The organism is Microbacterium sp. zg-B96 (genome assembly GCF_030246865.1).
Lineage (GTDB): Bacteria > Actinomycetota > Actinomycetes > Actinomycetales > Microbacteriaceae > Microbacterium.
In genome coordinates this window covers 1,144,776-1,167,756 of sequence record NZ_CP126738.1, presented here as the reverse complement: position 1 = coordinate 1,167,756, position 22,981 = coordinate 1,144,776, and the positions used below count along the sequence as shown (strand labels likewise).

29 protein-coding genes and 2 pseudogenes are annotated in these 22,981 nt (G+C 65.2%); 9 read left to right on the top strand and 22 right to left on the bottom strand.

What is annotated here, in order from left to right:
- Window positions 1–385: 385 nt before the first annotated feature.
- The 4 genes from QNO11_RS05305 to QNO11_RS05290 all read right to left on the bottom strand — a co-directional run bounded on the left by QNO11_RS05305 (window position 386) and on the right by QNO11_RS05290 (window position 2,379).
- Window positions 386–763, bottom strand: coding sequence for a PH domain-containing protein (locus tag QNO11_RS05305; protein ID WP_257510255.1), 378 nt, complete (start codon window positions 761–763; stop codon window positions 386–388).
- Between the two features lie 181 nt (window positions 764–944).
- Window positions 945–1,493, bottom strand: a complete 549-nt coding sequence (locus tag QNO11_RS05300; protein ID WP_257510256.1) for a hypothetical protein — start codon at window positions 1,491–1,493, stop codon at window positions 945–947.
- A gap of 136 nt (window positions 1,494–1,629) precedes the next feature.
- Window positions 1,630–1,857 (bottom strand): DUF1653 domain-containing protein, encoded by a 228-nt coding sequence (locus QNO11_RS05295; RefSeq protein ID WP_135117471.1) that lies wholly within the window; start codon window positions 1,855–1,857, stop codon window positions 1,630–1,632.
- Between the two features lie 294 nt (window positions 1,858–2,151).
- Entirely contained in the window at window positions 2,152–2,379 is a 228-nt protein-coding gene (locus tag QNO11_RS05290) for a hypothetical protein (protein WP_257510257.1), read from the bottom strand.
- Window positions 2,380–2,500: 121 nt separating this feature from the next.
- Here QNO11_RS05290 and QNO11_RS05285 point away from each other — a divergent pair, with 121 nt between their 5' ends.
- Entirely contained in the window at window positions 2,501–2,623 is a 123-nt protein-coding gene (locus tag QNO11_RS05285; RefSeq protein WP_257510258.1) for a hypothetical protein, read from the top strand.
- Between the two features lie 116 nt (window positions 2,624–2,739).
- On the opposite strand, the gene QNO11_RS05280 is transcribed toward QNO11_RS05285, so the two are convergent.
- The 4 genes from QNO11_RS05280 to QNO11_RS05265 all read right to left on the bottom strand — a co-directional run bounded on the left by QNO11_RS05280 (window position 2,740) and on the right by QNO11_RS05265 (window position 5,032).
- A complete protein-coding gene (locus QNO11_RS05280) occupies window positions 2,740–3,108 on the bottom strand; it encodes a VOC family protein (protein ID WP_257510259.1) in 369 nt (122 codons plus the stop codon).
- 130 nt (window positions 3,109–3,238) lie between these two features.
- Entirely contained in the window at window positions 3,239–3,619 is a 381-nt protein-coding gene (locus QNO11_RS05275; RefSeq protein WP_257510260.1) for a hypothetical protein, read from the bottom strand.
- Between the two features lie 105 nt (window positions 3,620–3,724).
- The gene (locus QNO11_RS05270; protein WP_257510261.1) at window positions 3,725–4,153 is read right to left on the bottom strand and encodes a hypothetical protein; all 429 of its coding nucleotides are present in this window, start codon (window positions 4,151–4,153) and stop codon (window positions 3,725–3,727) included.
- A gap of 99 nt (window positions 4,154–4,252) precedes the next feature.
- Entirely contained in the window at window positions 4,253–5,032 is a 780-nt protein-coding gene (locus tag QNO11_RS05265) for a helix-turn-helix transcriptional regulator (protein WP_257510262.1), read from the bottom strand.
- Window positions 5,033–5,169: 137 nt separating this feature from the next.
- Here QNO11_RS05265 and QNO11_RS05260 point away from each other — a divergent pair, with 137 nt between their 5' ends.
- Window positions 5,170–5,970 (top strand): class I SAM-dependent methyltransferase, encoded by an 801-nt coding sequence (locus tag QNO11_RS05260; RefSeq protein ID WP_257510263.1) that lies wholly within the window; start codon window positions 5,170–5,172, stop codon window positions 5,968–5,970.
- 353 nt (window positions 5,971–6,323) lie between these two features.
- Here the strand turns inward: QNO11_RS05260 and QNO11_RS05255 are convergent, their stop codons facing one another.
- Window positions 6,324–6,749 (bottom strand): hypothetical protein, encoded by a 426-nt coding sequence (locus QNO11_RS05255; protein WP_285169783.1) that lies wholly within the window; start codon window positions 6,747–6,749, stop codon window positions 6,324–6,326.
- 116 nt (window positions 6,750–6,865) lie between these two features.
- Here QNO11_RS05255 and QNO11_RS05250 point away from each other — a divergent pair, with 116 nt between their 5' ends.
- A complete protein-coding gene (locus QNO11_RS05250; RefSeq protein ID WP_257510274.1) occupies window positions 6,866–6,988 on the top strand; it encodes a hypothetical protein in 123 nt (40 codons plus the stop codon).
- 293 nt (window positions 6,989–7,281) lie between these two features.
- On the opposite strand, the gene QNO11_RS05245 is transcribed toward QNO11_RS05250, so the two are convergent.
- From QNO11_RS05245 to QNO11_RS05230, 4 genes are all read right to left on the bottom strand, one after another.
- Window positions 7,282–7,677, bottom strand: coding sequence for a hypothetical protein (locus QNO11_RS05245; RefSeq protein ID WP_257510275.1), 396 nt, complete (start codon window positions 7,675–7,677; stop codon window positions 7,282–7,284).
- Between the two features lie 74 nt (window positions 7,678–7,751).
- On the bottom strand, window positions 7,752–8,120 hold the full coding sequence (locus QNO11_RS05240) for a VOC family protein (protein ID WP_257510276.1): 369 nt from the start codon (window positions 8,118–8,120) through the stop codon (window positions 7,752–7,754).
- Between the two features lie 130 nt (window positions 8,121–8,250).
- Entirely contained in the window at window positions 8,251–8,631 is a 381-nt protein-coding gene (locus QNO11_RS05235; RefSeq protein ID WP_257510260.1) for a hypothetical protein, read from the bottom strand.
- Between the two features lie 119 nt (window positions 8,632–8,750).
- Window positions 8,751–8,978, bottom strand: a complete 228-nt coding sequence (locus QNO11_RS05230) for a hypothetical protein (RefSeq protein WP_257510257.1) — start codon at window positions 8,976–8,978, stop codon at window positions 8,751–8,753.
- Between the two features lie 108 nt (window positions 8,979–9,086).
- Here QNO11_RS05230 and QNO11_RS05225 point away from each other — a divergent pair, with 108 nt between their 5' ends.
- The 3 genes from QNO11_RS05225 (at window position 9,087) to QNO11_RS05215 (ending at window position 12,708) form a co-directional block, all read left to right on the top strand.
- Window positions 9,087–9,755, top strand: a complete 669-nt coding sequence (locus QNO11_RS05225; protein WP_257510277.1) for a VOC family protein — start codon at window positions 9,087–9,089, stop codon at window positions 9,753–9,755.
- A gap of 335 nt (window positions 9,756–10,090) precedes the next feature.
- Window positions 10,091–11,881, top strand: coding sequence for a patatin-like phospholipase family protein (locus QNO11_RS05220; protein WP_257510278.1), 1,791 nt, complete (start codon window positions 10,091–10,093; stop codon window positions 11,879–11,881).
- A gap of 488 nt (window positions 11,882–12,369) precedes the next feature.
- Window positions 12,370–12,708: an immunity protein CdiI family protein gene (locus QNO11_RS05215; protein ID WP_257510279.1), complete on the top strand. Its 339-nt coding sequence runs from the start codon at window positions 12,370–12,372 to the stop codon at window positions 12,706–12,708.
- 55 nt (window positions 12,709–12,763) lie between these two features.
- On the opposite strand, the gene QNO11_RS05210 is transcribed toward QNO11_RS05215, so the two are convergent.
- Window positions 12,764–13,084 carry a hypothetical protein gene (locus tag QNO11_RS05210; RefSeq protein WP_285169782.1) on the bottom strand — a complete coding sequence of 107 codons (321 nt, stop codon included), beginning with the start codon at window positions 13,082–13,084 and terminating at the stop codon, window positions 12,764–12,766.
- A gap of 427 nt (window positions 13,085–13,511) precedes the next feature.
- On the opposite strand from QNO11_RS05210, the pseudogene QNO11_RS05205 reads away from it, so the two are divergent.
- The 3 genes and pseudogenes from QNO11_RS05205 to QNO11_RS05195 all read left to right on the top strand — a co-directional run.
- Window positions 13,512–13,643 (top strand): annotated as a pseudogene (locus QNO11_RS05205) (hypothetical protein); the annotation flags it as partial.
- A 61-nt stretch (window positions 13,644–13,704) separates the two neighbouring features.
- Window positions 13,705–13,848, top strand: a complete 144-nt coding sequence (locus QNO11_RS05200; protein ID WP_257510273.1) for a hypothetical protein — start codon at window positions 13,705–13,707, stop codon at window positions 13,846–13,848.
- A gap of 267 nt (window positions 13,849–14,115) precedes the next feature.
- Window positions 14,116–14,652: a MarR family winged helix-turn-helix transcriptional regulator gene (locus tag QNO11_RS05195; protein WP_257510264.1), complete on the top strand. Its 537-nt coding sequence runs from the start codon at window positions 14,116–14,118 to the stop codon at window positions 14,650–14,652.
- A 13-nt stretch (window positions 14,653–14,665) separates the two neighbouring features.
- Here the strand turns inward: QNO11_RS05195 and QNO11_RS05190 are convergent.
- From QNO11_RS05190 to QNO11_RS05155, 8 genes and pseudogenes are all read right to left on the bottom strand, one after another.
- A pseudogene (locus tag QNO11_RS05190) lies at window positions 14,666–15,266 on the bottom strand (integrase core domain-containing protein); the annotation flags it as partial.
- Between the two features lie 114 nt (window positions 15,267–15,380).
- Entirely contained in the window at window positions 15,381–16,574 is a 1,194-nt protein-coding gene (locus tag QNO11_RS05185) for an MFS transporter (protein WP_257510265.1), read from the bottom strand.
- 1 nt (window position 16,575) lies between these two features.
- Window positions 16,576–17,829, bottom strand: coding sequence for a 2-hydroxyacyl-CoA dehydratase family protein (locus tag QNO11_RS05180; protein WP_257510266.1), 1,254 nt, complete (start codon window positions 17,827–17,829; stop codon window positions 16,576–16,578).
- Complete coding sequence (locus QNO11_RS05175; protein WP_257510267.1) at window positions 17,826–18,866, bottom strand: 2-hydroxyacyl-CoA dehydratase family protein; 1,041 nt, start codon at window positions 18,864–18,866, stop codon at window positions 17,826–17,828. Before QNO11_RS05175 ends, QNO11_RS05180 begins: the two co-directional genes overlap by 4 nt.
- Entirely contained in the window at window positions 18,863–20,104 is a 1,242-nt protein-coding gene (locus tag QNO11_RS05170) for a CaiB/BaiF CoA transferase family protein (RefSeq protein WP_257510271.1), read from the bottom strand. Before QNO11_RS05170 ends, QNO11_RS05175 begins: the two co-directional genes overlap by 4 nt.
- Window positions 20,101–21,237, bottom strand: a complete 1,137-nt coding sequence (locus tag QNO11_RS05165) for a CapA family protein (RefSeq protein ID WP_257510268.1) — start codon at window positions 21,235–21,237, stop codon at window positions 20,101–20,103. The genes QNO11_RS05170 and QNO11_RS05165 overlap by 4 nt, the downstream gene beginning before the upstream one ends.
- A complete protein-coding gene (locus QNO11_RS05160; protein ID WP_285169781.1) occupies window positions 21,234–22,055 on the bottom strand; it encodes an amino acid ABC transporter ATP-binding protein in 822 nt (273 codons plus the stop codon). Before QNO11_RS05160 ends, QNO11_RS05165 begins: the two co-directional genes overlap by 4 nt.
- Window positions 22,052–22,975 carry an amino acid ABC transporter permease gene (locus QNO11_RS05155; RefSeq protein WP_257510269.1) on the bottom strand — a complete coding sequence of 308 codons (924 nt, stop codon included), beginning with the start codon at window positions 22,973–22,975 and terminating at the stop codon, window positions 22,052–22,054. The genes QNO11_RS05160 and QNO11_RS05155 overlap by 4 nt, the downstream gene beginning before the upstream one ends.
- Window positions 22,976–22,981 lie beyond the last annotated feature (6 nt).

Below are 22,981 nucleotides of genomic sequence, written 5' to 3'. Positions count from 1 at the left end.
CACTCGGCGGGACGATCGACAACCAGTGCGTCAGCGGGCGGCGCTCGCCACTCGGCCGGGACTGAGCTGGGTCGGCACCGCGCCGCGGCGTCGGCCCATGGCCACGACGCCCCACCCGACGAGGGCGATGCCGACGGCGGGGTAAACCGCCCTCGAGGGTGTTCGGGTTGAGGAAGGGTACGGGTATCAATAGGGAGGCGCCAGCCCGCGTCGACACCGTGCGAGGACGGCGCCGCTCCGGCTCGAGTAGTGGCTTGTGGCCGACCGCGGTACGGGCTCAACGAGGCAGGCAGAGAGCCCCCGACGAACGGAGGTCGGTCGATCAGCGTGCATGCGTTTCGGCCCGCCAGACGGCGATGCGATGTGCGCGCATTTCTGGGTTGATTCAGTGGCTGTGGAGCGTTGCCCAGGCGAGGAGGCCGTCGATTCGTCGGATGTCGGCGCCCTTGGTGAGCTTCACCTTGATGTGGCCGGCTTTCGTCCACAACTCCACCTCAGCGTCGCGGTCCAGCATGCCGCCGGCGTTCTCCGTCGACCACATGTGGATAGAGCTGTAGGGCAGCGAGTAGATCTCGATCTTCTTCCCAGTGATGCCTTGCGCATCGCGGACGATGAGCCGCTTGGTTGTGAAGGTAGCCGAGTCGCGGAAGGTCTTGAAGGACGCAACGGCAGTCTCACCTTCGACGAGCAGTTCGTTCACGTCGGCGGGTGTCGGGATCTCGTTCTGCAGTGTCCAGGCAAGGATGGCGGCAGTTTCGGCCATGAAATGAGCTCCCATGTGATTCGAGCGCCGGCCCGACGCCGCGCAGTGCGCTCAGGCTACCGTGCGCGGACGGCGCCGCTCCGGCTCGAGTAGTGGCTCGTGGGCGCCCGAGCTACGGGCTCAACGAGGCAAGCAGAGAGCCCCCGGCGAACGGAAGCCGGTCCTTCGGCGTGCGTTGCGATCAGGGTGAGGGTGCGGGCGCCTGGAACACGAACCGGTCGGCTGCGGAGAAGACATACTCGTCGTCGCATCGGTACCCGCGCAACCACGCTTGCCCGTCCACCACGCGGAGGTAGAACCCTTTCGGATACTGGACGTCGTCGCTGAGCAGTTCGGACGCGATCGTGACGGCGCCGTCCGGCGCCTTGCCCGCAGACATCACTGAGTCCGCTGATGCCACTTGATCGTTCAGAGCCAACCGCAGGTACGGGCCCGCGTCCGCCGGGCAGAGGAGCAGACCCTGTTCCCGTGCAAGCTTGAAGATTTCGGGGAGCGTCGCCCCATCCGGGCAGCCGAGGGCGGCGACCGTACTCTCGTCGACGGTAATTACGCGCGCGACCTGGCCGCCGAAGACCTTTGAGTCGAGCAGTGTCTCGGCGTGCTCGTTGAGAAGGATGCCCCGAGAGGTGAGCGCGCTTCTCAATTCGGCGCGTGAAAGCCCGCCGACGGAAACCTGGAATCGGTCGATGCGAGTTGTTTCCGTCATAATTTCCGGGTTCTGGTCGCGCACTGGTTACCGTCCAACCCTACGTGCCGTTAGCCGGTCCTTCAACGGTCGCAGGTTCCGGTATGAGCGGTGTTCGTGCGTAGGTGCTCTCGTGATGGACGATGGCGCCAAGGCCGCGGCGGGGCATCCCGTCGCGTCGTCAGGCGATTCGGATAAACCGCGGGCCTTCGTATCCGTCGCGGCTGACGGACTCGAGGAACATGTCGAGCGGGCGCACCCAGAAGCTGTAATCGTCGTAGAGCTTGCGGTAGAAGACGAGGTGCTCCCCGGTCTCGCTATGTCGCCCTGCGCCGATCACCTCGTAGCGGGAACCCTTGAAGTGCTGGTAAATGCCGGGCTCAACGGCGGTCGGTGTCGGTGACGGCATTCCGCGATCGTACGGGGCTCGGGATTGCGATGTGCGACGACGTGCCATCCGCAGCGCTTAAAATCTGCCCGCCTCCCATCCGCGACCGCTGACGAGGCGCGGCACCAATCCTCGTTGCTCCCGACATCGCCTCAGCATAGGAACGCCCCGCTGATCCGAGAAACTCTTGTTCCCGATCGTTATGCGAAGCTCGCCGGGGGTCGGTAGAACGATGAGCTTGCCGACACGGAATGGGGTGCGGGACTTGAACCCGTTACTCACTCGACCGCTTGCCGGTCCTTCGCCGCGCGCGAATCAGTCGGGTTCGTCATTGGCGGCGGCCTCGATCCAGTCGACTGCTTCGTCCGAGAGAAAGTAGCCGTCGGGTCCTGACTCGCCGACCCACCACGCGCTCGAGGTCACGGAGCCGCCGGCCGCCGCGATCTTGCTCATCACCTCCGGCGACACCGCTTCGCCGTTGTGTGCGATGAGCCACGCTTTGGCGTCGGAGTCCAGCTTCGGCCACCACTCGATGATCTCCATGCGGCCACCATCGCACCGGATGGAGTCGACCGAAACCCGGTCGCTACGCGAGCACGTCGGCGTCCCCGATAGTCTCTGCCGTCAGCAGGGCCTTTGCTCCGAGTACCTCGACTCCGAGTAAATGACCGTCGGCGTCAAGTTCCAGCACGAGCGTGCCCTGCGGGCGCTCGATGTTCAAGTTCTCGACCGCCTCACCTGCGCCGAAAAGCGGGTCACGATCCAGGTCCTCGCTTCCCTCTACTGATCATTCGGGTCATCTTGTGATGGCGACTGGGCCGCCGAGTCACCGGCGTCGGACAGCCCGCGAATCGTAGGCGGTCGGCCTGGGCGTGCACCTTCATCGGTCCTCCTGCGTGCCTCTCACTTGTCGTGGTGCACGATGTTGAAGACATTGCCGTCAGGGGCGCGGACGAAGAATCGATGCACGCCCCAGGGTTCGTGAGTCAGCGGGTACACGATCTCGTATCCGCGCTGCTTTACCTCTTCGTAGGCCGCGGTGACGTCCGGCGTCAAGATCGATGCGACGGGATCCACCGGAGCAGATGCATCACGTGAGACCAGTTGGATGTGTACGGTCTGGTCGTAGGTACTGAGCTCGGGGGCGGAGAATCGCGCGACCCAGCCCAGGTTGAAGTCCTCTGCACGGAGTCCGAGAAACTCCGTGTAGAAGTCCCGTGCGGCGGGGATGTCAGCGACGTGCAGATCGGCGATAACGCGGATGACTTCCATGCGGCCATGCTCGTCGCAGGCGGGATTCCTGTCGAGGCCGCAAGTTGGTCGCTGAGCGCGCTCATCATCGCATAGGTGACCGACTACTCCGCGCCCCCGTCTACCGCGCTGCTTGACCGGGGGCGGGATGTTAAGTGTTGAGCTGGTTGACGTCGGCGATCACGTCGAAGCGGTTCAGCAGTGACTCGCCGGCTGACGCGATACTGCCGAACGCCCACATAGTGACTAACGCGGTGATGATTGCGAACGCCACGGTGGTCGGCCAGGCATATCTGCGCTTAACCGTGAGGACAAGTGCGGTGATCGCGCTGAGAATAGCGATCGTCTGGCCGGCAACGGTCGCGAACGCCATGCGAAGCGCTCCATCGACTGTGAGCGCGCCGTAGCTGTTGAACGCTACAGTCAGCGCCATCGGAATCAGGATAACTCCGACCGCGAGGACGGTGCCGCGACTGATCGGTCGGGGTCGCTTCATCAGCGGGTTTTTCTCCACGACGGGCTGCGCTGTCATGGTGTGACCCTATCCACTAGACAACACGCGAGTCACTGCGTCACTCGTCGGCGCGGAACCGACGAGCGATCAACGACAGTCGGCGAACGCACGGATACCGGTCGGTCAGCGCACGCCAGATTCATCGTCGCCACCGTCGGGCCTGGCGGGGTCAGCCATCAGCCGCCGGATTCCGCCCCGCGCCAGCATCAGCGCCACGATCAGCGCGCTCACCTGGAAGAACCCGCCGAGGTACACAGCGTCCCCGAACAGAAGGTCGATGAGCTCAAGAACAAGAAGCTTGCTTCCCGGGAGAACCAGGAGAAGGACAGCCACGTTGAGGATGCGGATCGATCGGCGTTGTGCTCCACGGATCCGAGACACGATGCGCTTCTTGACCAACAGAACGAGCTCTAGAACTACCTTCAGCACGACGGCTGTGAGTAGAGCGACAAGGAACGATTCGGAGATCACCTGCGGGAACAGCTGTATGAACAGTCCCAGCACTACGAGATACGCCAAGACGTCCACGAGGTCCAGCGGTCGTATCCGCACGCCTGGAGTGTACCCAGGCGCCAGTTCCGGTGTGCGAAAGCCGGTCCACCACTGCGACAGTTTCGTCGCGTAAGCAGATCGCTGAAGGCGACCGGTCCGTCAGCGCTGTTCTGGATCGAGCCACAGAGTCATGCGGAGGCCGTCCTCGGGGAGGTAAAGGACTTCATGGCGAAGTGCGACCACGTCGCCGCCGTCGGTTCGGAGGTGCTTAATCGATGTGCGCCGACGCTCGACGATGTGTCCGCTCCACCACGCTCTGAACTGCGAGTTTGTCGCGCTCAGTTCGCCAACGAACGCCTGTAGCTCGGAGTCTTGAAGATCATCCGCGTTGGCGGCTCTCAGATGTGCGACGGCGCCGTGGGCGAGCTCTTCCCATTCGACGAAGGTGCTTCGCGCTCTTGGATCGTTCATGAGATAGCGGCAGGTGTTGCGCTGCGCTGGTGGTGTGCCAGCGAAGCCGTCGTAGAGGGTCAGTCCTTCCGCGTTTGCTGCGACCATGTAGCTCAAGCGATCGAGCACATATGCGGGGTGCGGACTGACGGCTTCGACCAACGCGGTCATGCGATCTCTCAGCGCATCATCGACCCTCCGCTCGGCGATCAGCGCCGATGGGCCGCGATTTCGAAGACGGTAGAGGTGCTCCGTGGCGTCGGCGGTAAGTCGGAGTGTTCGGGCAAGCGCATTCAACACGGTATCGCTGGGGTTGCTCTCGCGGCCTTGTTCGAGGCGAATGTAGTAGTCGATGCTTACGCCCGAAGCAGCAGCCACCTCCTCGCGCCGCAGACCTATGACTCGTCGTCGGGTCGTCCTCGACGGCTGCGGCTCGAGGGCGGCGTCAGCGCGCCGGGCTCGAAGGAAATCGCCGAGTTCGTGAGTCATACAGAAACTCTCGCAGACCCTGCCTCGACTTTGCGGAAAGGGGGTGCGCCACACCTAGGAGTGACCCGGTCTTCCCATGGCACATCAACCGAACGAGGCTGAGCTGAACAACCTGCACCGGCCTCAATGGAGATCTCATGGCGAAATACACCCACGGCTATCACGAGTCCGTGTTGCGATCACACCGCTCCCGAACCGCGGAGAACTCCGCGGCCCATCTTTTGCCGCTGCTCAAGCCCACCGATCGACTCCTCGACGTGGGTGCCGGCACCGGGACCATCACGGCGGACCTCGCTCAACTCGCCCAGTCCGTGAGCGCGACTGAGATCGGACCGGATGAGCTGGCGGTGACGCGGACGACAACTGCGGAGCGGGGCGTGAGCAACATCGACTTTCGAACGGCCGACATCCATGCACTCCCATTCGACGACGCCAGCTTTGATGTGACCCACGCACATCAGGTGCTCCAGCATGTCGCTGATCCCGTTCAGGCGTTGCGTGAGATGGCTCGGGTTACGAAGCCCGGTGGGATCGTCGCTGTCCGAGATAGCGACTATGCGGGGTTCTGCTGGTGGCCGGAGCTGCCCGCGCTCGACTCCTGGCTGAGGCTTTATCGCGATGTCGCTCGCCTCAATGGGGGAGAGCCGGATGCCGGTCGGCGCTTGCTGTCCTGGGCGCATTCGGCAGGCTTCACTAACGTCGACGTTACGTCGAGCACTTGGTGCTACGCATCGGCTGAGCAGCGCGAATGGTGGGGTGGCATGTGGTCAGATCGCATCCTCAACTCTGCGATAACGGGCCAGCTCACGGATTCCGGACTCGCCGACCACAACGGGCTTCGCGAGATCAGTGACGCGTGGAAACAGTGGGCGGCCGACGAAGACGGATGGATCTCGATACTTCACGGTGAACTGATCTATCGCATCCCGGAAGAGTAGAACGACCTTTCAGGTCGTCACTGCGAGCCACGAGCTGACGGGCAACGGGCTGTGCGTGGCGCTCGCGTGCCGCCCTCCCGCGGTTGGCTACTCGCTCGAGCGTTCTCTTAGCCGGGAGCAACGATGTTGCCATTCAGTACACCGCGGTGAGCGTCCGCGCCGTCCAGTCGCAACAGCTCGCCATACGGGATGATCCATTGGATCGGGTGTGACCGAAGGATGGCCCCAGGTAGACGACCGCCGCAGGGTTGTACCTGCCGAGGTCGGGCGATCGCCACCTCGCGTTGCTCTCGGCGCAGACGGTCCGTCAGCGGGCACCCAAGGCGGGCATCCTGCGGAGCGGTGTGGAACGGTCAGCCGACGTCGACGAGAGTGGACCAGGCGATGTCGATCACGCACAGTCCCTCGTCCGTCTCGCGGTAAAAGACGTCACCCGGGTACGTGGACCCGGGTGTCAAACCCTCGGGAAGGCCCTCGAGATTGATGCTCCATTGGGGATCGAGTACTGCCTGTTTCTCCCAATAGTCGCCCACGAAGTGTTCCGGCTCGCCAGCCGACAGGCCGACCCAATCCGTCGCCTTGCCGAGGTCCGCGACGGACTCGTCGCAGATGAGGCCCGAGGCCTCGCCCGTGGACATATCGTCGACGAGCTCTTCGGTCGTCTGAATCACTCGGGCACCGTCTGCCCCCCAGATCACCGAGTCGATCGAGCATCCGGACAACGTGGCCGAAAGCACAACAACGGTGAACCCGACCATGGCGGCACGCAAAGCTCCCATCCGGCGAATCTACCGATATCCAGATCGATAGCCGGTCGCTACGCGAGCACGTCGGCGTCCCCGATAGTCTCTGCCGTCAGCAGGGCCTTTGCTCCGAGTACCTCGACTCCGAGTAAATGACCGTCGGCGTCAAGTTCCAGCACGAGCGTGCCCTGCGGGCGCTCGATGTTCAAGTTCTCGACCGCCTCACCTGCGCCGAAAAGCGGGTCACGACCCAGGTCCCCGCTTCCCTCTACTGATCATTCGGGTCATCTTGTGATGGCGACTGGGCCGCCGAGTCACCGGGGTCGGACAGCCCGCGAATCGTAGGCGGTCGGCCTGGGCGTGCACCTTCATCGGTCCCTGAGCGCGCTAATCCTGCCACGCTGGAGGATCTCGGCGACGGAGCCGTTCGATCGGGGTCTTCCCGGATCTGATGCTCACAGCGCTCAGGTTGTGAATGCCCGTTTCCGGGGGCCGCGCCGTGGCTTTGGGTCTCTTGAGCCAGGTGCCGACCGCTGCACCCGGGCGTGGGCCATCTTCGAGGTGCGGGTCAGATCGCCATTGCCATCTCTCCGTAGGCCATCGCGATCAGAAACGACAGCACCGACAGCGCGACCGCAACCGGCACCATCGTGTAGCGCTCCGGCTTGCTGCGGGAGATCGCGTTCATCAGGATCCCGAGCGTCGAGTAGGCGAAGATCACCCACATCGCGACCTGAGAGAACTGGTCCGGGAAGATGCTAATCGCGCCCACGCGGTCCCACGCCACAACCGCCATGATCCCGTAGATCAGTATGGAGATGACGCTCCCAATGCGCTTACGGGCTGGAAGCACGCGGTGCTGCCCGCCCCACGCGAAATGCCCCAACGGTGCACCGAACACGAGCGCGAGCTGGAACACGGCCAGCAGGGCAAGGGTCAACGTGAAGAGCAACGCGAAAGGCATCCTGTCAATGTAGCGTGACACGGTCCGCCGCCACGGGACCACGGCGGCCCCATGACGGTCCTCCTGCGTGCCTCTCACTTGTCGTGGTGCACGATGTTGAAGACATTGCCGTCGGGGGCGCGGACGAAGAATCGATGCACGCCCCAGGGTTCGTGAGTCAGCGGGTACACGATCTCGTATCCGCGCTGCTTTACCTCTTCGTAGGCCGCGGTGACGTCCGGCGTCAAGATCGATGCGACGGGATCCACCGGAGCAGATGCATCACGTGAGACCAGTTGGATGTGTACGGTCTGGTCGTAGGTACTGAGCTCGGGGGCGGAGAATCGCGCGACCCAGCCCAGGTTGAAGTCCTCTGCACTGAGTCCGAGAAACTCCGTGTAGAAGTCCCGTGCGGCGGGGATGTCAGCGACGTGCAGATCGGCGATAACGCGGATGACTTCCATGCGGCCATGCTCGTCGCAGGCGGGATTCCTGTCGAGGCCGCAAGTTGGTCGCTGAGCGCGCTCATCATCGAATAGGTGACCGACTACTCCGCGCCCCCGTCTACCGCGCTGCTTGACCGGCGGCGGGATGTTAAGTGTTGAGCTGGTTGACGTCGGCGATCACGTCGAAGCGGTTTAGCAGTGACTCGCCGGCTGACGCGATACTGCCGAACGCCCACATAGTGACTAACGCGGTGATGATTGCGAACGCCACGGTGGTCGGCCAGGCATATCTGCGCTTAACCGTGAGGACAAGTGCGGTGATCGCGCTGAGAATAGCGATCGTCTGGCCGGCAACGGTCGCGAACGCCATGCGAAGCGCTCCATCGACTGTGAGCGCGCCGTAGCTGTTGAACGCTACAGTCAGCGCCATCGGAATCAGGATCACTCCGACCGCGAGGACGGTGCCGCGACTGATCGGTCGGGGTCGCTTCATCAGCGGGTTTTTCTCCACGACGGGCTGCGCTGTCATGGTGTGACCCTATCCACTAGACAACACGCGAGTCACTGCGTCACTCGTCGGCGCGGAACCGACGAGCGATCAACGACAGTCGGCGAACGCACGGATACCGGTCCTTCGCCGCGCGCGAATCAGTCGGGTTCGTCATTGGCGGCGGCCTCGATCCAGTCGACTGCTTCGTCCGAGAGAAAGTAGCCGTCGGGTCCTGACTCGCCGACCCACCATGCGCTCGAGGTCACGGAGCCGCCGGCCGCCGCGATCTTGCTCATCACCTCCGGCGACACCGCTTCGCCGTTGTGTGCGATGAGCCACGCTTTGGCGTCGGAGTCCAGCTTCGGCCACCACTCGATGATCTCCATGCGGCCACCATCGCACCGGATGGAGTCGACCGAAACCCGGTCGATGAACGGGCGGTCTGCCCGCGGGCGCGCTCCCGCGCGCGGCGCCGCGCGCGTAGGGTGATCGCCATGAGCGAAGACGGGTGGCGTGCGTTCCTCACCGGCGAAGGCGTCGATGACTGGGTGATTCTTCATGGTGGCCCGACCGCCGTGTTCAAGGTGGGCTCGCTCCAGGAGGCTGCGCGGCTGGCGGCGGCCGTGGCGGAGATCCCAGGGCTCGGCCCGCGCACGTTGCTGACAGCGGTCTCGGACCGTCTCACGGTAAAGCTGACTCGCGAGATGTGGGGAACCGAACGGTCGCACCTTGATGTGGCTAGGAAGATCTCGACCATCGCCCGCGACCACGGTGCGGTCGCCGACACGGCCCGGGTACAGGAGGTGCAGGTCGCTGTCGCAGCAATGCCCGACGCGATCGATCTGCGGTTCTGGCGAGCGGTGCTGGGATACGCGCCGTTGCACGAGGACAACTGCATCGATCCGCTCGGTCAGGGATCAACGGTATGGATGCAGGAGTTGGACCCTTCAAAGCCCCTCACTCACGCCATGCACATCGACGTCTCGCTGGCCAAGGAGCACATCGAGGCTCGCGTCGCCGCGGCAGTGGCCGCGGGGGGCCGGGTGGTTGAATCCGTCGAGGCGCCCAGCGGATGGATCCTCGCCGACCGGTCGGGAAACAAGGTGTGCCTGGCAGCCTGGCCAGACGGCGCGGAACCCGCCAGCCCCGAGCAAGCCGCATAAAGTCCACAGCGGCGCAACCAGATAGAGGGCGCGGGACTTCGAAACTAATTATGCGACCGATTGCCGGTCCCTCAGCGGACACAGGTCGACAAGCTGCCTGCAACCGTCTCGACAAGGGTTCTGGAAAGCTTCGCACCCTCGACGTCGGTTAGTGCCGGCGCGAGCCGATCCAAACCTCGACGGCAAGCTCTGCGAATACCTGCGCGATGTCGATCGGCGAAGAAGTTGCAGCCTAACCTCGCTGGCGAGTTGGCCGCCCTTCAGAATCGATGGTCATCCCGCTTCCCGCATCGGCAACCTGTTGCACGCACGGGCCGTGTCGTAGCCTGCGGGTTGTGACGACCGAAAGATGGTGGGAAGCGGCCTCGATCCTGGAACGTTGGAATGGGGTGTTCCAGGGTGGTGGCGCAAAGGGCGTTGCTTACGTCGGCGCTTTGCGAGCAGTCGCCGAACATCGATGTTGGTTTCAAGCGGTCGCGGGCTCGTCCGCGGGTGCGATCACCGCCTGCTTGATAGCGGCCGGACTGAGCCCCGCCGAGCTGGAGGCCCGGAGTGCGGAAGGGCTGGCCAGCTTGCGTAAAGCGCGTTGGTGGCATCACGTCGATGCCATCATGGGTGCCGATCGTCCGCTCTACGAGACCAGCGCCTTACGTGACTGGTTGGAGGGGCTCCTCCGTGGCCAGGTAGCGCGCCTGCGTGGCCCCCGGGTTGACATCGAGACCGACGTAACTTTTGCTGAACTCTTCGATGCGACTGGAATCGACCTCTTCGTCGTAGTGCTCGATGCCGACGGCGGGACACCCGTCGTGCTAAATCACACCAACGCCCCGGAGACACAAGTCTCCTGGGCCGTCGTGGCTTCTTCTGCGATCCCGGGTGCACTCCCGAAACAAGCACTCGTGATGGGCGGCGATGGCGAACACTGGCGCCAGAGTCGAATCTTCGACGGCGGGGCGTGGGCCAACTACCCGCGGTTCATATTCGCGGACGCCTCTTTCCGAGCCTTCCGGCACCTTGACGCGGTCCCTGACACAGTTCGGACTGTCGGATTTGTACTGAAAGCAGCTTCTGAGGACCCCGCGCTGCTACTCGATCGGCCAGGACAATTCGTCGGCGAGACGGAGGTGAAGTCCCGCTTACCCAAGCGCGAGATGCCCGGAGGGAAGTTGCAGAGGTTCTGCGCGGCGCTCGGCCTTGGACTAGCGTTCGCCGCCATGCTAGGCGTACTGTTCGCCGGTCACCCGCTTTATTCATGGGAGGGCGCTGCCTGGCAAGCAGCTGTCGCGCTACCTCTTCTCATCATCGGGAGAAAGAGCATCCTTCCGGTGCTGATCGACTTTCTTGGCTTCCTTGCGGGTGGCCGCATGGTCCGAGTTATCTTGCTCGGCGCGATCGCATTGTGCTTTGGGCTGTCGCTCTGGGCCCTTCACGAGTTGAGGGACTTGTTTGGGTTGCGACCCGCCGGCGACGATCCCTTGGCCGGGCTATGGACCCCCGTGACTTTCTTTCTGATGCTGGCACTGCCAGCCGCCATCGCGATTGTCGCGGGTCTCCTTCTCGTGACGTTTCGGTTCCAGACATTTCTGTTGTTCGACGCCACCTCAGTCCTCGGAGCCTCCCTGGGGGCGGCGGTCAAGGTGCCGGTGTGGGCCGGAGCTGGACCGGGCGACCACGTCATCGTGGTACCTGTCTCGCCAGCGGTGCGCACTACCGACTTTGAACTGCCTCCGGAACAACGGAGCGCTGTAATCTCCAATGCATACGAGGCCGCAACCGTGCGCGTGGCTCAGATTCTCGCAGTTGAACCCGCGGAATCCTCCAGCCCGGAATTGCCGGCCCCGGCCCCGGCTAGGCTTCCGGGACCTGCGGACTTTAGCCCGCCTCCGGGCCCAGGGGGCGGACTCATTGCCGCGGGGTACTTCAGCTTGATGGCGTCAATTTTCGTCGGGGCCTTCACTTACCTCCTTTGGGAGAATCTGCGTGTGGGCGTCGGCGACCAGGTGACGTTCAACATCGCATTGATTGTTGCGGCATGCCTTGTCGTCGGCGGTTCGATCCTTGTCTGGCTAGGACGCAGACGATCTCGTGCCCCCCGTGAGCACCCGACAGGCTCCCCCATTTCATGACACGCGATCGGCGCATGGTCCCGAGACGCGATGGCCGAGCGAGCCTCCCGAGTGCGAAATTCTCCCTGCGTTGAGGAAGTTCTGAGACGCCAGTCGGATACCTGAAAAAGACCCACCTTTAACGGGTTGCGCGAGACGGGGCTCAACCTCCACTTTTGGGGAGATCGAGCCCTAAGGTGACCCATGCCCGCACGACCACCCATGATTTCGGCCTGTGATGCCGGGGGTTCGCATCGTCCGGCTTGGCACTGTTGGCATGCTGGAGGCCGTTGTCAGCGCTCACGGGAGCTCGACCCCGCTGGCGTCGTCTAGCTGAGGCAATCGCCGAGTGTCGCCAAGAGCCGCTCGAACTGTGCGCCGATTGGGGCTATCACGGGCTGTCGCCGCGTGCTGCCGTCGCAAAGGATGAGTAGGAATCCCAGTGCGTCCGGATCGGACAGGCGTGGGCGTCGATCGACGCCCGCAGGCCGGTCCGCTACTGTCTCAACATGCCACCGCCCCTACCTCGGTTCCCGCCGGAGCGGCGGGTCATCCGCATGTTCGCCGATTACTCGCGCGACTTCCCGCTCTGGGAGAACTCCACACCGACGTGGGACGTCGGGTACACGACCACACCTGAGACCTACGGCCTGAGTCAGGAGCTTACGGAGGACTTGGCCGGGTGGCAGGCCTTCTTCGAGGAGCACGCCGACCCGTTCGAGGGGTGGGACGCCGACACCAACCTGCAAAAGTGGCTTCGCGACGGAGAGTGGTTGGCAGACCGCCTTCAGGACGAGGTTCAGGCGTTCGCCGATGTGCAACGCGAGTTCGGCAGTCACCGCTCGTAAGTCGGTCCGTCAGCGGGCACCCAAGGCGGGCATCCTGCGGAGCGGTGTGGAACGGTCAGCCGACGTCGACGAGAGTGGACCAGGCGATGTCGATCACGCACAGTCCCTCGTCCGTCTCGCGGTAAAAGACGTCACCCGGGTACGTGGACCCGGGTGTCAAACCCTCGGGAAGGCCCTCGAGATTGATGCTCCATTGGGGATCGAGTACCGCCTGTTTCTCCCAGTAGTCGCCCACGAAGTGTTCCGGCTCGCCAGCCGACAGGCCGACCCAATCCGTCGCCTTGCCGAGGTCCGCGACGGACTCGTCGCAGATGAGGCCCGAGGCCTCGCCCGTGGACATATCGTCGACGAGCTCTTCGGTCGTCTGAACGGGCACCGTCTGCCCCCCAGATCACCGAGTCGATCGAGCATCCGGACAACGTGGCCGAAAGCACAACAACGGTGAACCCGACCATGGCGGCACGCAAAGCTCCCATCCGGCGAATCTACCGATATCCAGATCGATCGCCGGTTCCCCCACCGGCCCCATAACCGCCCACAACTCCAACCGCCACCGCTAGCCCGAGGTTCAGGCGATGCTGCCTCAGAAGGCCCGCCCGCAGAAATGCCCGATGACCGCCACCGCGACGGGCACCGAATCAGTCAGCGCGGCTCTACCGCCGGAGCGAAGTCCAGCCAGTCGAGGCACCCCGCCGCGACACGACGCTGGACAGGTCAAAGTGATGGCATTGCGATGACGTGATCAAGTTTCACCCACGAAAAAGTCCCGGGAACCCTTAGGTTCCCGGGACTTACCGGTCGGGATGACAGGATTTGAACCAGCGACCCCTTGCACGCCTCGTGTGTCGCGTGCGCTGCTGCCCCTCGCTGAGGGGCCAATCTTCCAGCGCGATGTGCTGAGGTTCCGCAGCTTCGTCGCCCACGAGCTGCGCCGCGGTCGCGTGGCGATCGTCGGAGACGCCGCGCACACCGTCCCGCAGACCGGCGCGAAGGGCCATGAACCTCGTCGTCGTCGACGTGATCCTGCTGAGCCGCGCGCTGCAGGCACTGCTCCTCGAGGGCGAAGAGCGGCTCATCGACAGGTTCGCGTATGCCGCGCTCCGCGCATCTGCAAGGCTCAGCAGTTCTCGTGGTGGATGACCTCCATGCTGCACACCTCCCCCGATGCGACGACTTCGACCAAGTGCGTCAGCTCGGTGAGCTGGGTTCGGTCGTCGAGTCCGAGGCGGGCATGACCTACCTCGCCGAGGCCTACACGGGCTGGCCGCTCACCGAGGTCTGACCCGCGCCTGGGCCCGAGTCAAGTGTGCCGAGCGAGCAGAGGGAGCCGAAGCACTTGTACTGAGCGAGGACGGCGAGCCGAAGCATCGGCCGTCCACGACGCCGCGAGCCCCGTACAGTGGAAACGTGTTGGCACTGCCTCGAGATGACCGCGGGAAGCCTGCGACCGATCGGCTGAACTACACCGCCTACCGATTGGCGCGGGCACTCAACCGCGCCGCGGAGAACGACGCGCTCTCGCATGGGCTGACCCTCCCCCAGCTGCTCATCCTTCAGGTCCTCGGCGAAGGCGTTCCGCTTTCCAACGCCCAGATCGCGCGCCGCACCTTCGTCAGCTCGCAGGCGGCGCACGTGGTCTCGAGTGAGCTGCTCACCGCCGAGCTGATCGAACGCGTGCAACACCCGACCAACCGGCGCGTGCGACTGGTCCGTCTCACCGAACGCGGATGGGCGGCGCTACACGAATGCGAGCGGGCGCTCATCGCGCGCGAGGTACGGCTGAACAGCGAGCTCGATGACACCCTCGGTGCAGCCCTCCCGGAGATCCTGGACCGCGCCGCCGAGGTGCTGGCCGGCGGTTACTTCGGCGACAAGAAGGCGGAGGGCGAGGCAGTCGCGTTGCGGCGGCGGCCGAGTCGCGGCACAAAGCTGGCGCCCATCTAGTTGTACCGGGTCGGGACGTTGATTGCAGTCGGCTGATCGGGGTGTTGCCTCCGAGGGCTGAGTGGCGTCGTTCAGTGTTGTAGTGCTCGAGCCAGGGGTCAAGGGCGGCGGTGCGGTCGTTGTTTGAGGTGAATGGTTGCCGGTATGCCCACCCGGTCTGCAGGGTGCGGTTGAACCTCTCCGCCTTGCCGTTCTGCCATGGGCAGTGCGGTTTGATGAACTTCTGCTGGATGCCGTGATCGCTGCAGACGCCGCGCAGCGAGTATCGGTAGGCCCAGGCGTTGTCGGTGATTAGACGCTCGATCCGGGTGATGCCGTGCCGGCACCCCGGTCCGGGCCGCGACCTCGTCCCGCCCGACTCGCTCCATCTTCCGGATCGCGACCACCGCGGCCGGGCTGGCATCGGGAGTGCGGTTGGCGAGGCGGTGCGGGCGTGAGGAGCGGTCGTGGAGACCGGCCTCGCCCACAGCGCGGTAGCAGTCCAGCCACCGCTTCACGCAGCGTCGGGACACCCCCATCGCCGCAGCGATATGCGCCTGCTTCCACCCCGCCCGGGCGCGATCAACGATGAGCAGCCTGCCGTGTACGGTCAGGCGCGCGTTACGGTGGGACACGAGAACCTCCGAGTTTGTGAAGACGTCAGATATCTCCACTAAGCCCGGAGGTTCTCCCCTTTCACAAGACCCGCACAGGAACCATCCTCATAGCCGGGTACATCTAGTCGTCTGTCACTGGTGATCCCGGGTGCGCACCGCGACGAACACTGAGCACAGCAGCGCTCCAATACCCCCGACGAGCAGGGCCACCCTTCCCGACGACGCGTCTATGAGCCAGCCGAGGAGGAGTGCACCGATCGGCATGACTCCGTAGTTGCCCATCGTCACAAGCGACATGGAGCGCCCGATCATCTCCGGTGGCACACTCGCCTGCGCCGCGGCGTACAGGATGCCTTGGTAGTAGCCCACGCCCAACCCGAGCACCGGGCCCAGGAGGAGGAGCACCGGCAGGGTAGGTGCGACGGCGTTGAGCACCAGTACGGCGCCGAGCGCAGCCGAGGCGGCGGCGAGCGAGCGGACTGTCACGATCGACCGCCCCGCGGCGATCAGCCCGCCGATGATCGCGCCGATCGCGTTCAGCGCGTGAACTGCGCCCACAGCCGTCGCGTCGCCCGCGAACGTCAGGGTGACCGTCGAGGTCAGTACGAGGAGCAGGTTCAACGCGCACAGAGCGACGATGACATTCACCACCAGAAGCGTCACGAGCGGGCGGTTGCTTCGAAGCCGGGGCTTCGGGGGCGCGCCCGCCTTGGACGTCGTCACCGGACGATGGTGCAGGCGCGCAGGGCGGATCAGAAGCACCGAGACGAAGACCAGCACGAAGGATGCCGAGTTGACGAGCATGCACGCCGTGGCCCCGAGGTCTTGGAACGCGATCCCCGCCAGTCCCGGTCCGATCGACCGCGCCGATGCGAGTGCGATGGTGCTCAGCGACACCGCACGCGTGAGCGCACCGGGACCCACGATCTCGAAGATGATGGCCTGCGCGGCGATCCTCTCGAACGCATGGGTTGTGCCCAGCGCTGCGACGAGCACGTAGATCACGGGAAGGACGGGGGCAGCTTCGGACACCGTGACCGCGAGCGCGGCGACGATCGCCGCAGAGACGACCGAGGTGACGAGCAGGATCGAGCGGGGAGGGACGCGGTCCGCCAGCCATCCCGCCGGGATGCTGAGCAGCAGCAGCGGGAGGAACTGGGCGATCGTGACGCCGCTGAGCGACGCCGCACTACCCGTCGCCTGCAGGATCACCAGTGAGAGCGCGAGGTTCTGGAACCACGTTCCGGTGTTCGAGACCACCTGTCCCGCAAAGTACACAGAGAAGTTGCCGTTCGCGAACGGCGTCAGAACGGCAGGGCCTCTCATCTCATGATGTGGAGCCGACGCGTTCCCGCAGGAACTCGGCGATCCGTTCGCGCACGACTCCGGTCGAGCGCGCGTCGGCGTTGCTGGCACGGATCTCGAGCACCGGAATGTCTCGATCCTCCAGCGCCCGTGTGATCAGGGCACCCCCGGGAGTGTCATCGGCGACGAGATGCACGACCGCATCCACACCGTGCGCGAGGGCTTCCTTGACATACCACGACGTCGACATCGGCGGCACGTAGAGCAGGTCGGTGAGGCCGACGAAGCGTGCAGCCAGAGCCCTGATCGGGTCTTCACCGTACCGCGCGTAGCCGTCTGCGGCGATCGCCAGGTACATCGACCAAACGAAGACCACGCCGAACTCCTCCTGGAACGAGCGGTACATGCCCAGATCCGACCAGAGTCCTCGTCCGATCCACATCAGTCGGATGCGCTCCCCGGGACACACTGCGGCACCGGCCGCGATCCGCTCCGCCACCTCGTCGTGCAGGTTCCGTGCAGCCTCGACTGCCCACGCGGTCCCGCGATGCCACTGCGGAATCATGACACTCGGTATCGAATCGGTCACTTCGACGGGTAAAGGGCGGGCCGCTGCGAGGAGATCGCGGGTTCGACGGTTCCATTCGGCCTGCTCGTTCGCGAGGTCGAGGATTCGGGAGAACTCGCCGCGATCCAGCGTCGTGCCTGTCCTCTCCTCCAGCCATGCCACGAGCAGCGTGATCTCACCGGCGAGCAGGTCGATGCGCTCCGACCCGAAAACCTCCTCCCATCGATGCGGAGTGAGCTCCCACCATCCTTCAGGCGCGGGTACGGCTGCGGTGCGCGAAAGAAGGAACGTCTCCGTGTCTGGGCTGCGCCCCCACTGCTCGAAGATCTTGTGTGTAACATCGCCGCCTCGCTCCGCCACGGCGAATCGAGGTTCGGGGAGTCCACCCCACGGTGCGTCGTCCTGCGACAGCCGCTGGGCTCCGAGCGGAAGCACGTCGTACTGGCGACTGTCGTCGGGAAGCCCCAGAGCGGCGATCGTCGCGAGGCTGGGTGGTCCGGCGCCCTTCGCGGCGATGATCGACGACCACCACTGATTCACGACGTACGGGATTCCCAGTGCGCGCAGCACCTCGTGCGGCGCGTCCGCGTTCACCAACGCGATTGGTGCTCCTTGGGCTGCGCGTTCGCGCAGCTCGCGGAACCACTCCCGCTGATACCCAGTGGCCGCTGAAGCGGTGGCGAGGCGATCGTGATGCGGACGGATCATCTGACCTCCTCGAGTCGCAGCGAGGCGGAGAGAGCTTCGCCCGCCGCTACGGCGTCGCCCGCTGCTACTCCTGTCTGAACGTGAAGCGCGAGCCCGAGGGATTCCAGTTCAGCGCGCTGCTCGGGCAGATCCCACAGCGGCGCTTCGTCGCCTCGTCGAATCAGCGCGACCGCTGAGTGCGCGCCGCTGGCGAGTACCGTCTCTCGCGTGAGCGCCGAGCGCGCGGCGCTGGAGGTCGTGGCCGAGCCGCCGGTCCGGGCGAAGTGGATTCCGAGAAGACCTTCGATCACCGTGTCGAGTGTGTCCCCGGCCGCGGCGCTGCCGAGCAGGGCGCCATCGCCCGTGTCGTGATCCTCGCTCACGACGAGGCAGCCTGAGCGCTCCAGGATCGTGTAGACCGTCGCATCCGGATGCGATGATCCGGTGACGTGCACTCGCCGCCGATCGACCGGCGCGCTGGTGGCATCGTCGATGCGTGTCACTGCTTCACGTGGCGGGAGAGTCGCCGCGGCGGCGTAGGCGTCCAACGCCGCCGCGCCGGTGCATCCGGGTCGTGCTGCACGACGGCGCGCCCGCAGCCTCTGCAACGCGTCGCCGACCTCCCGCTCGGCCGAAGCCGCAGCGGCCAGTGAGTCACTGTCGATGCGGGCACCGGCAACCTCCGAGCAGAACGTCGCGAACCGGTGGAGTGCGGCACGGGCGAAGGCACGCGCGGGTGGCGTGTCGCTGCGAGGCAGATCGATCAGATGGAGGGGCACGCTGCTCCCGATCGCGCGCAGGGCATAAAACAGGCGCAGGTGGGCCTGACTGTCATTGCACACCACGATCGCATCCGACCCGGGCTCGGCACGGAGTCGGGTGAGGATGCGGGCGGCGACGGCGTCAGCAGAGCCGAGAAGCTCCTGTGCCTCGGGATCGATCGGTCCGTCCCACGAGCCGAACAGTCGACGCGGCAACGCGCTTGCCGCGAGCGCGAGCTGCCGAGGAACGTCGCCGCCGACGACGGTGATCACCGGGCCAGCATCAGCTCTGCTCACAGCACACCGTCGCGCCGCAGACGCTCGACCCGATCGGCGTTGTACCCCAAGAGCTCGCCGAGCACGGCATCCGTGTGCTCGCCCAATCCGGGAGCAGGCTTGTCCAGTTGCGTATCCGACCGCGAGAACACGATCGGCAATCCGCTTCCGTATAACCCATCGAAATGGCCGTAGGTGGGATGGACGAGCGGCACGACCTCGCCGCGGCTGGTCACAACCTCGTCGCGCACGGCGGTCCCAGTATCGCGGACGGGAGCCGCGGGGACGCCGTTTCGCTCGAAGGCGTCGAGTACCTCGATGCTCGATCGGTCGCGCGCCCACTCCGATATCAACGCATGGATCTCGGCGGCATGGGTGACCCGCGCGTCTCGCGTGGAGAACCGCTCGTCGGTGACGAGTTCCGGGCGCCCAATCGCCATCAGCGTTCCCCGGGCGAATGCATCGGTGGGCGCGCAGATCGCGAACCAGCCGTCGGCTGAGGCGAAGGTGCCGAACGGGGCGAGTCGCGGGACAACGCGGCCCGTGCGCAGAGGGAACCCCACCGACTCCAGCGCGTCGAACGGCTCGCAGGCCACCAGCGACGTGAGCGCGCCCAGCATCGAGACGTCGACATGTTGACCCTCGCCCGTCGCATCAGCGTGCATCACCGCACCCAGAGTGCCGATAACCGCGAACAGCGGAGCGACCAGGTCACCGATCGGCAGTCCGAACCGCACGGGACCGTCCCCCGGCTCGCCGGCTGTCATCATCACGCCGCTGAGAGCCTGGATAATCGTATCCATGGCCTTCCCGTCTCCCGGGACTCCCTGCGCGCCGTAGCCGCTGATCGAGGTGTAGACCAAGCGTGGATTAAGCACGCGGACCGCCTCGAAGTCAATGCCGAGTCGGCGCGTCACATCGGCACTGTAGTTCTCGACGACGATGTCCGCCTCGCGCACCAGATCGAAGAAGATCCTCCGTCCTTCCTCGGTCTTGAGGTTCAGCGTGATGCTCTCCTTCCCGCGGCCGCGCGCCATCATGGAGACGGACATGTCGTCGGCGGCGAGCCGGCGCATCCGAAGTCCCTCTGCCGTCACGTACGGTGAGTTGTTGCGCGAGGAGTCCCCTCCTCGTGTCGGGTTCTCCACTTTGATCACGCGCGCGCCGAGGCTCGCGAGCAGCATGGTCGCGTACGGGCCCGCGAGCGCCGTCGTCAGGTCGATGATCGTCTTGCCTGTCAGGGGCCCCACCGTACTCATAGCTCTCCGTTCTGCGCATCGGCAACGGTCAGACGATCGCCATCCCACTCGAAGCGCGCGTTCAGGTCGGCACTCGAGGTGATCGACCGCAGGTAGTCCACGACCGCCTCGCCCCGAGGCCCAGGTCCAGTCGGGGTCGGGCGTGCGGCGTCGTCGATCCAGCAGGGGATGATGCCGTAGGCGACTTTTCCATCGGCGGCCAGCGAGATCACCGCGATCGCGGTGTTGCGGCTCTGCGGATGGAAGGGGTAGTCGGGCATCCCAGCGTCTGGCTCGAAGCCGAAGAGCCGTCGCCGCTCGAGGGCCCATCGCGCGCGCTCTGGCGCGTCGCTCGATGCGGCGTTGAGCGCCGATGTCACCGTGGCGAAATTTCCGAGGCCATGGAAGACGGCCCGTCCGCGATACATCTCCACGCCGCGGAGGATGTGCGCGTGATGCCCGATGACCGCATGGGCACCGGCTTCCACCGCAGCATGAGCGAGAGGGCGCTCATAGTCCGCGAGCTCTGCCGGGGTGTGCACGAGACCCTTGTGGATCGCCACGATGAGCAGGTCGACCGCTGCCGCGGCAGCGCGCACCGCTCGGGTGAAGCGCTCCAGCGACGCGGGGCTCACCCACGTCGTGATCCCCGGCGGACCCCCAGGGTTGGCGCCGCGATCTGCGTAGTGGGTGATGACCTCGACGTAGGCCGCACCGGGTTTGAGGCCGCTCGCCCACGTCTCGCGGGGCCCGACGGCGTTCACGCTGAGCACGCCGACGCGATGGTCTCCGACCACGCGCACGGCGGGTGCGAAGGCCTCGTCGAGGGTCTCGCCCACGCCACAGGTGGCGATGCCGCGGTCGGTCGCGTGTCTGACCGTCTCGCGCATGCCCTCCGCGCCGAAGTCGTAGACATGATTGCCGGCCAGAGTGAGGATGCCGAACCCGGCGTCGGCGACACCGTCCAGCGCCTCCGGCGGGCCAGGGATGGCGGGCACATCGGTAGTCTGCACGGTCGCCTCGCGCAGATGAGGGATCTCGAGGTGACCGACGACGACGTCTGCTCGGCGCAACACGGCCCTGCTCGCAGCGAGCAGCGCTCTGGTGTCGGATCGCTCGAGCACGAGGTCACCGACGGCGTGGACAGTGGTCACCCGCGGGCCTCCGCCGCCGGCTGCTCGTGTGCCATCCCGAGGAAGGCGCGCAGTCGCGTCGAGCGCGGATCGGTGAAGAACTTCGCGGATGGCTCGTCTTCGATGACGACACCCTCGGCCATGAAGACACATCTGTCGGCGACGTTGCGCGCGAATTCGAGCTCGTGGGTCACGACGATCATCGTCATCCCCGACTCGGCGAGGTCTTTGATCACCTGCAGCACCTCGTCGATGAGCTCGGGATCGAGTGAGCTCGTCGGCTCGTCGAACAGGAGGATCCGCGGCTGGGTGGCCACGGCGCGTGCGATCGCGACGCGCTGCTGCTGTCCGCCGGAGAGCTGTCGTGGATGGGCCTCTGCTTTGTCGGCGAGACCCACTCGGGCGAGCAGCTCCTTCGCGCGAGCGCGCGCCTCGGCGGGGCGGACACCGTGCACCTTTATGGGTGCCTCGGTGATGTTGCGCATCACGGTCCAGTGCGGGAAGAGGTTGAACTGCTGAAACACCATCGCCATGCGACGGCGCTGACGGGCGATGTCCGCATTCATGAGGGGGCGGATGCCGTCGCGGTGTCGCTCGTAGCCGAGGAGCTCGCCGTCGAGGAAGATGGCACCTCCCTCGATGGACTCCAGCTGGTCGATGCAGCGTACAAGCGTCGACTTGCCCGAGCCGGAGGGGCCGAGCACAGCCACCACCTCGCCGACGCGGACCTCGAAGTCGACGCCGTCGAGCGCGACGTCATCGCCGTACAGCTTGCGCAGCCCGATGACCTCGAGCACCGGCTTGTCCTGCGCCTGCGCCTGCGCCTGCGCGGCGATCATGCCGGCTCCTCGATCCGCTGAATGGTCCGCCGTGCGCGGGCGGTTCGGGACATGCCCCGGCTGAAGTGGCCCTCCACCCGTCGTTGGACGATCGTCAGCAGGGTGACGACCACGAGATACCAGATGACGGCGACGAGCAGCATGGGCACGACCTCATAGGTGCGGTTGTAGATGACCTGGACGGAGTGCAGCAGATCGCCCATCGCGATGACGCTCACCAACGACGTTCCCTTCAGGAGCGCGATCACCTGGGATCCGGTCGGTGGGATGATGACGCGCATCGCCTGTGGCAGGACCACCCGGCTGAACGCATGCCAGCGCGAGAAGCCCATCGCCGAGGCGGCGTCACGCTGACCGGAGTCGACCGAAATGATACCGGCACGCACGATCTCAGCCATGTATGCGGCCTCGTGCAGCGAAAGTCCGATAATCGCTGCCGTGAGGGGAGTGATGACGTCGTTCGTCGGCCAGCTCAACAGCTCGGGACCGAACGGCACACCGAGCGCGATCCGCGGCAGGAGGTACGCCAGGTTATACCAGAAGATGAGCTGGACGAGCGGCGGCACGCCGCGGAAGAACCCGACGAACACGATGCAGAACCACTTCACCGGGGCGAACGAGCTCAGTTGCCCGGCGGCGAGCATGGTGCCGAGGATCGACCCCAGCACCATGCCCACCACCGTCAGCATGATTGACATGCCCAGGCCCATGAGGACACTGGGATTGAAGAGGTACTCCCACACCACAGGCCAGTCGAAGCGCTCGTTCGTGATGAGGAAGTGGAGGATCTGCGCGGTGACCAGAATGATCGCAAGACCGGCGACGACGCGCCATGGATGGATACGGCGACGCGCGTTCGCAGCGTCGATCGATCGATCGGCGTGCGGGTTGCGCAAGGGGCGCGTGGTGACGTCGGTCATGTCGGT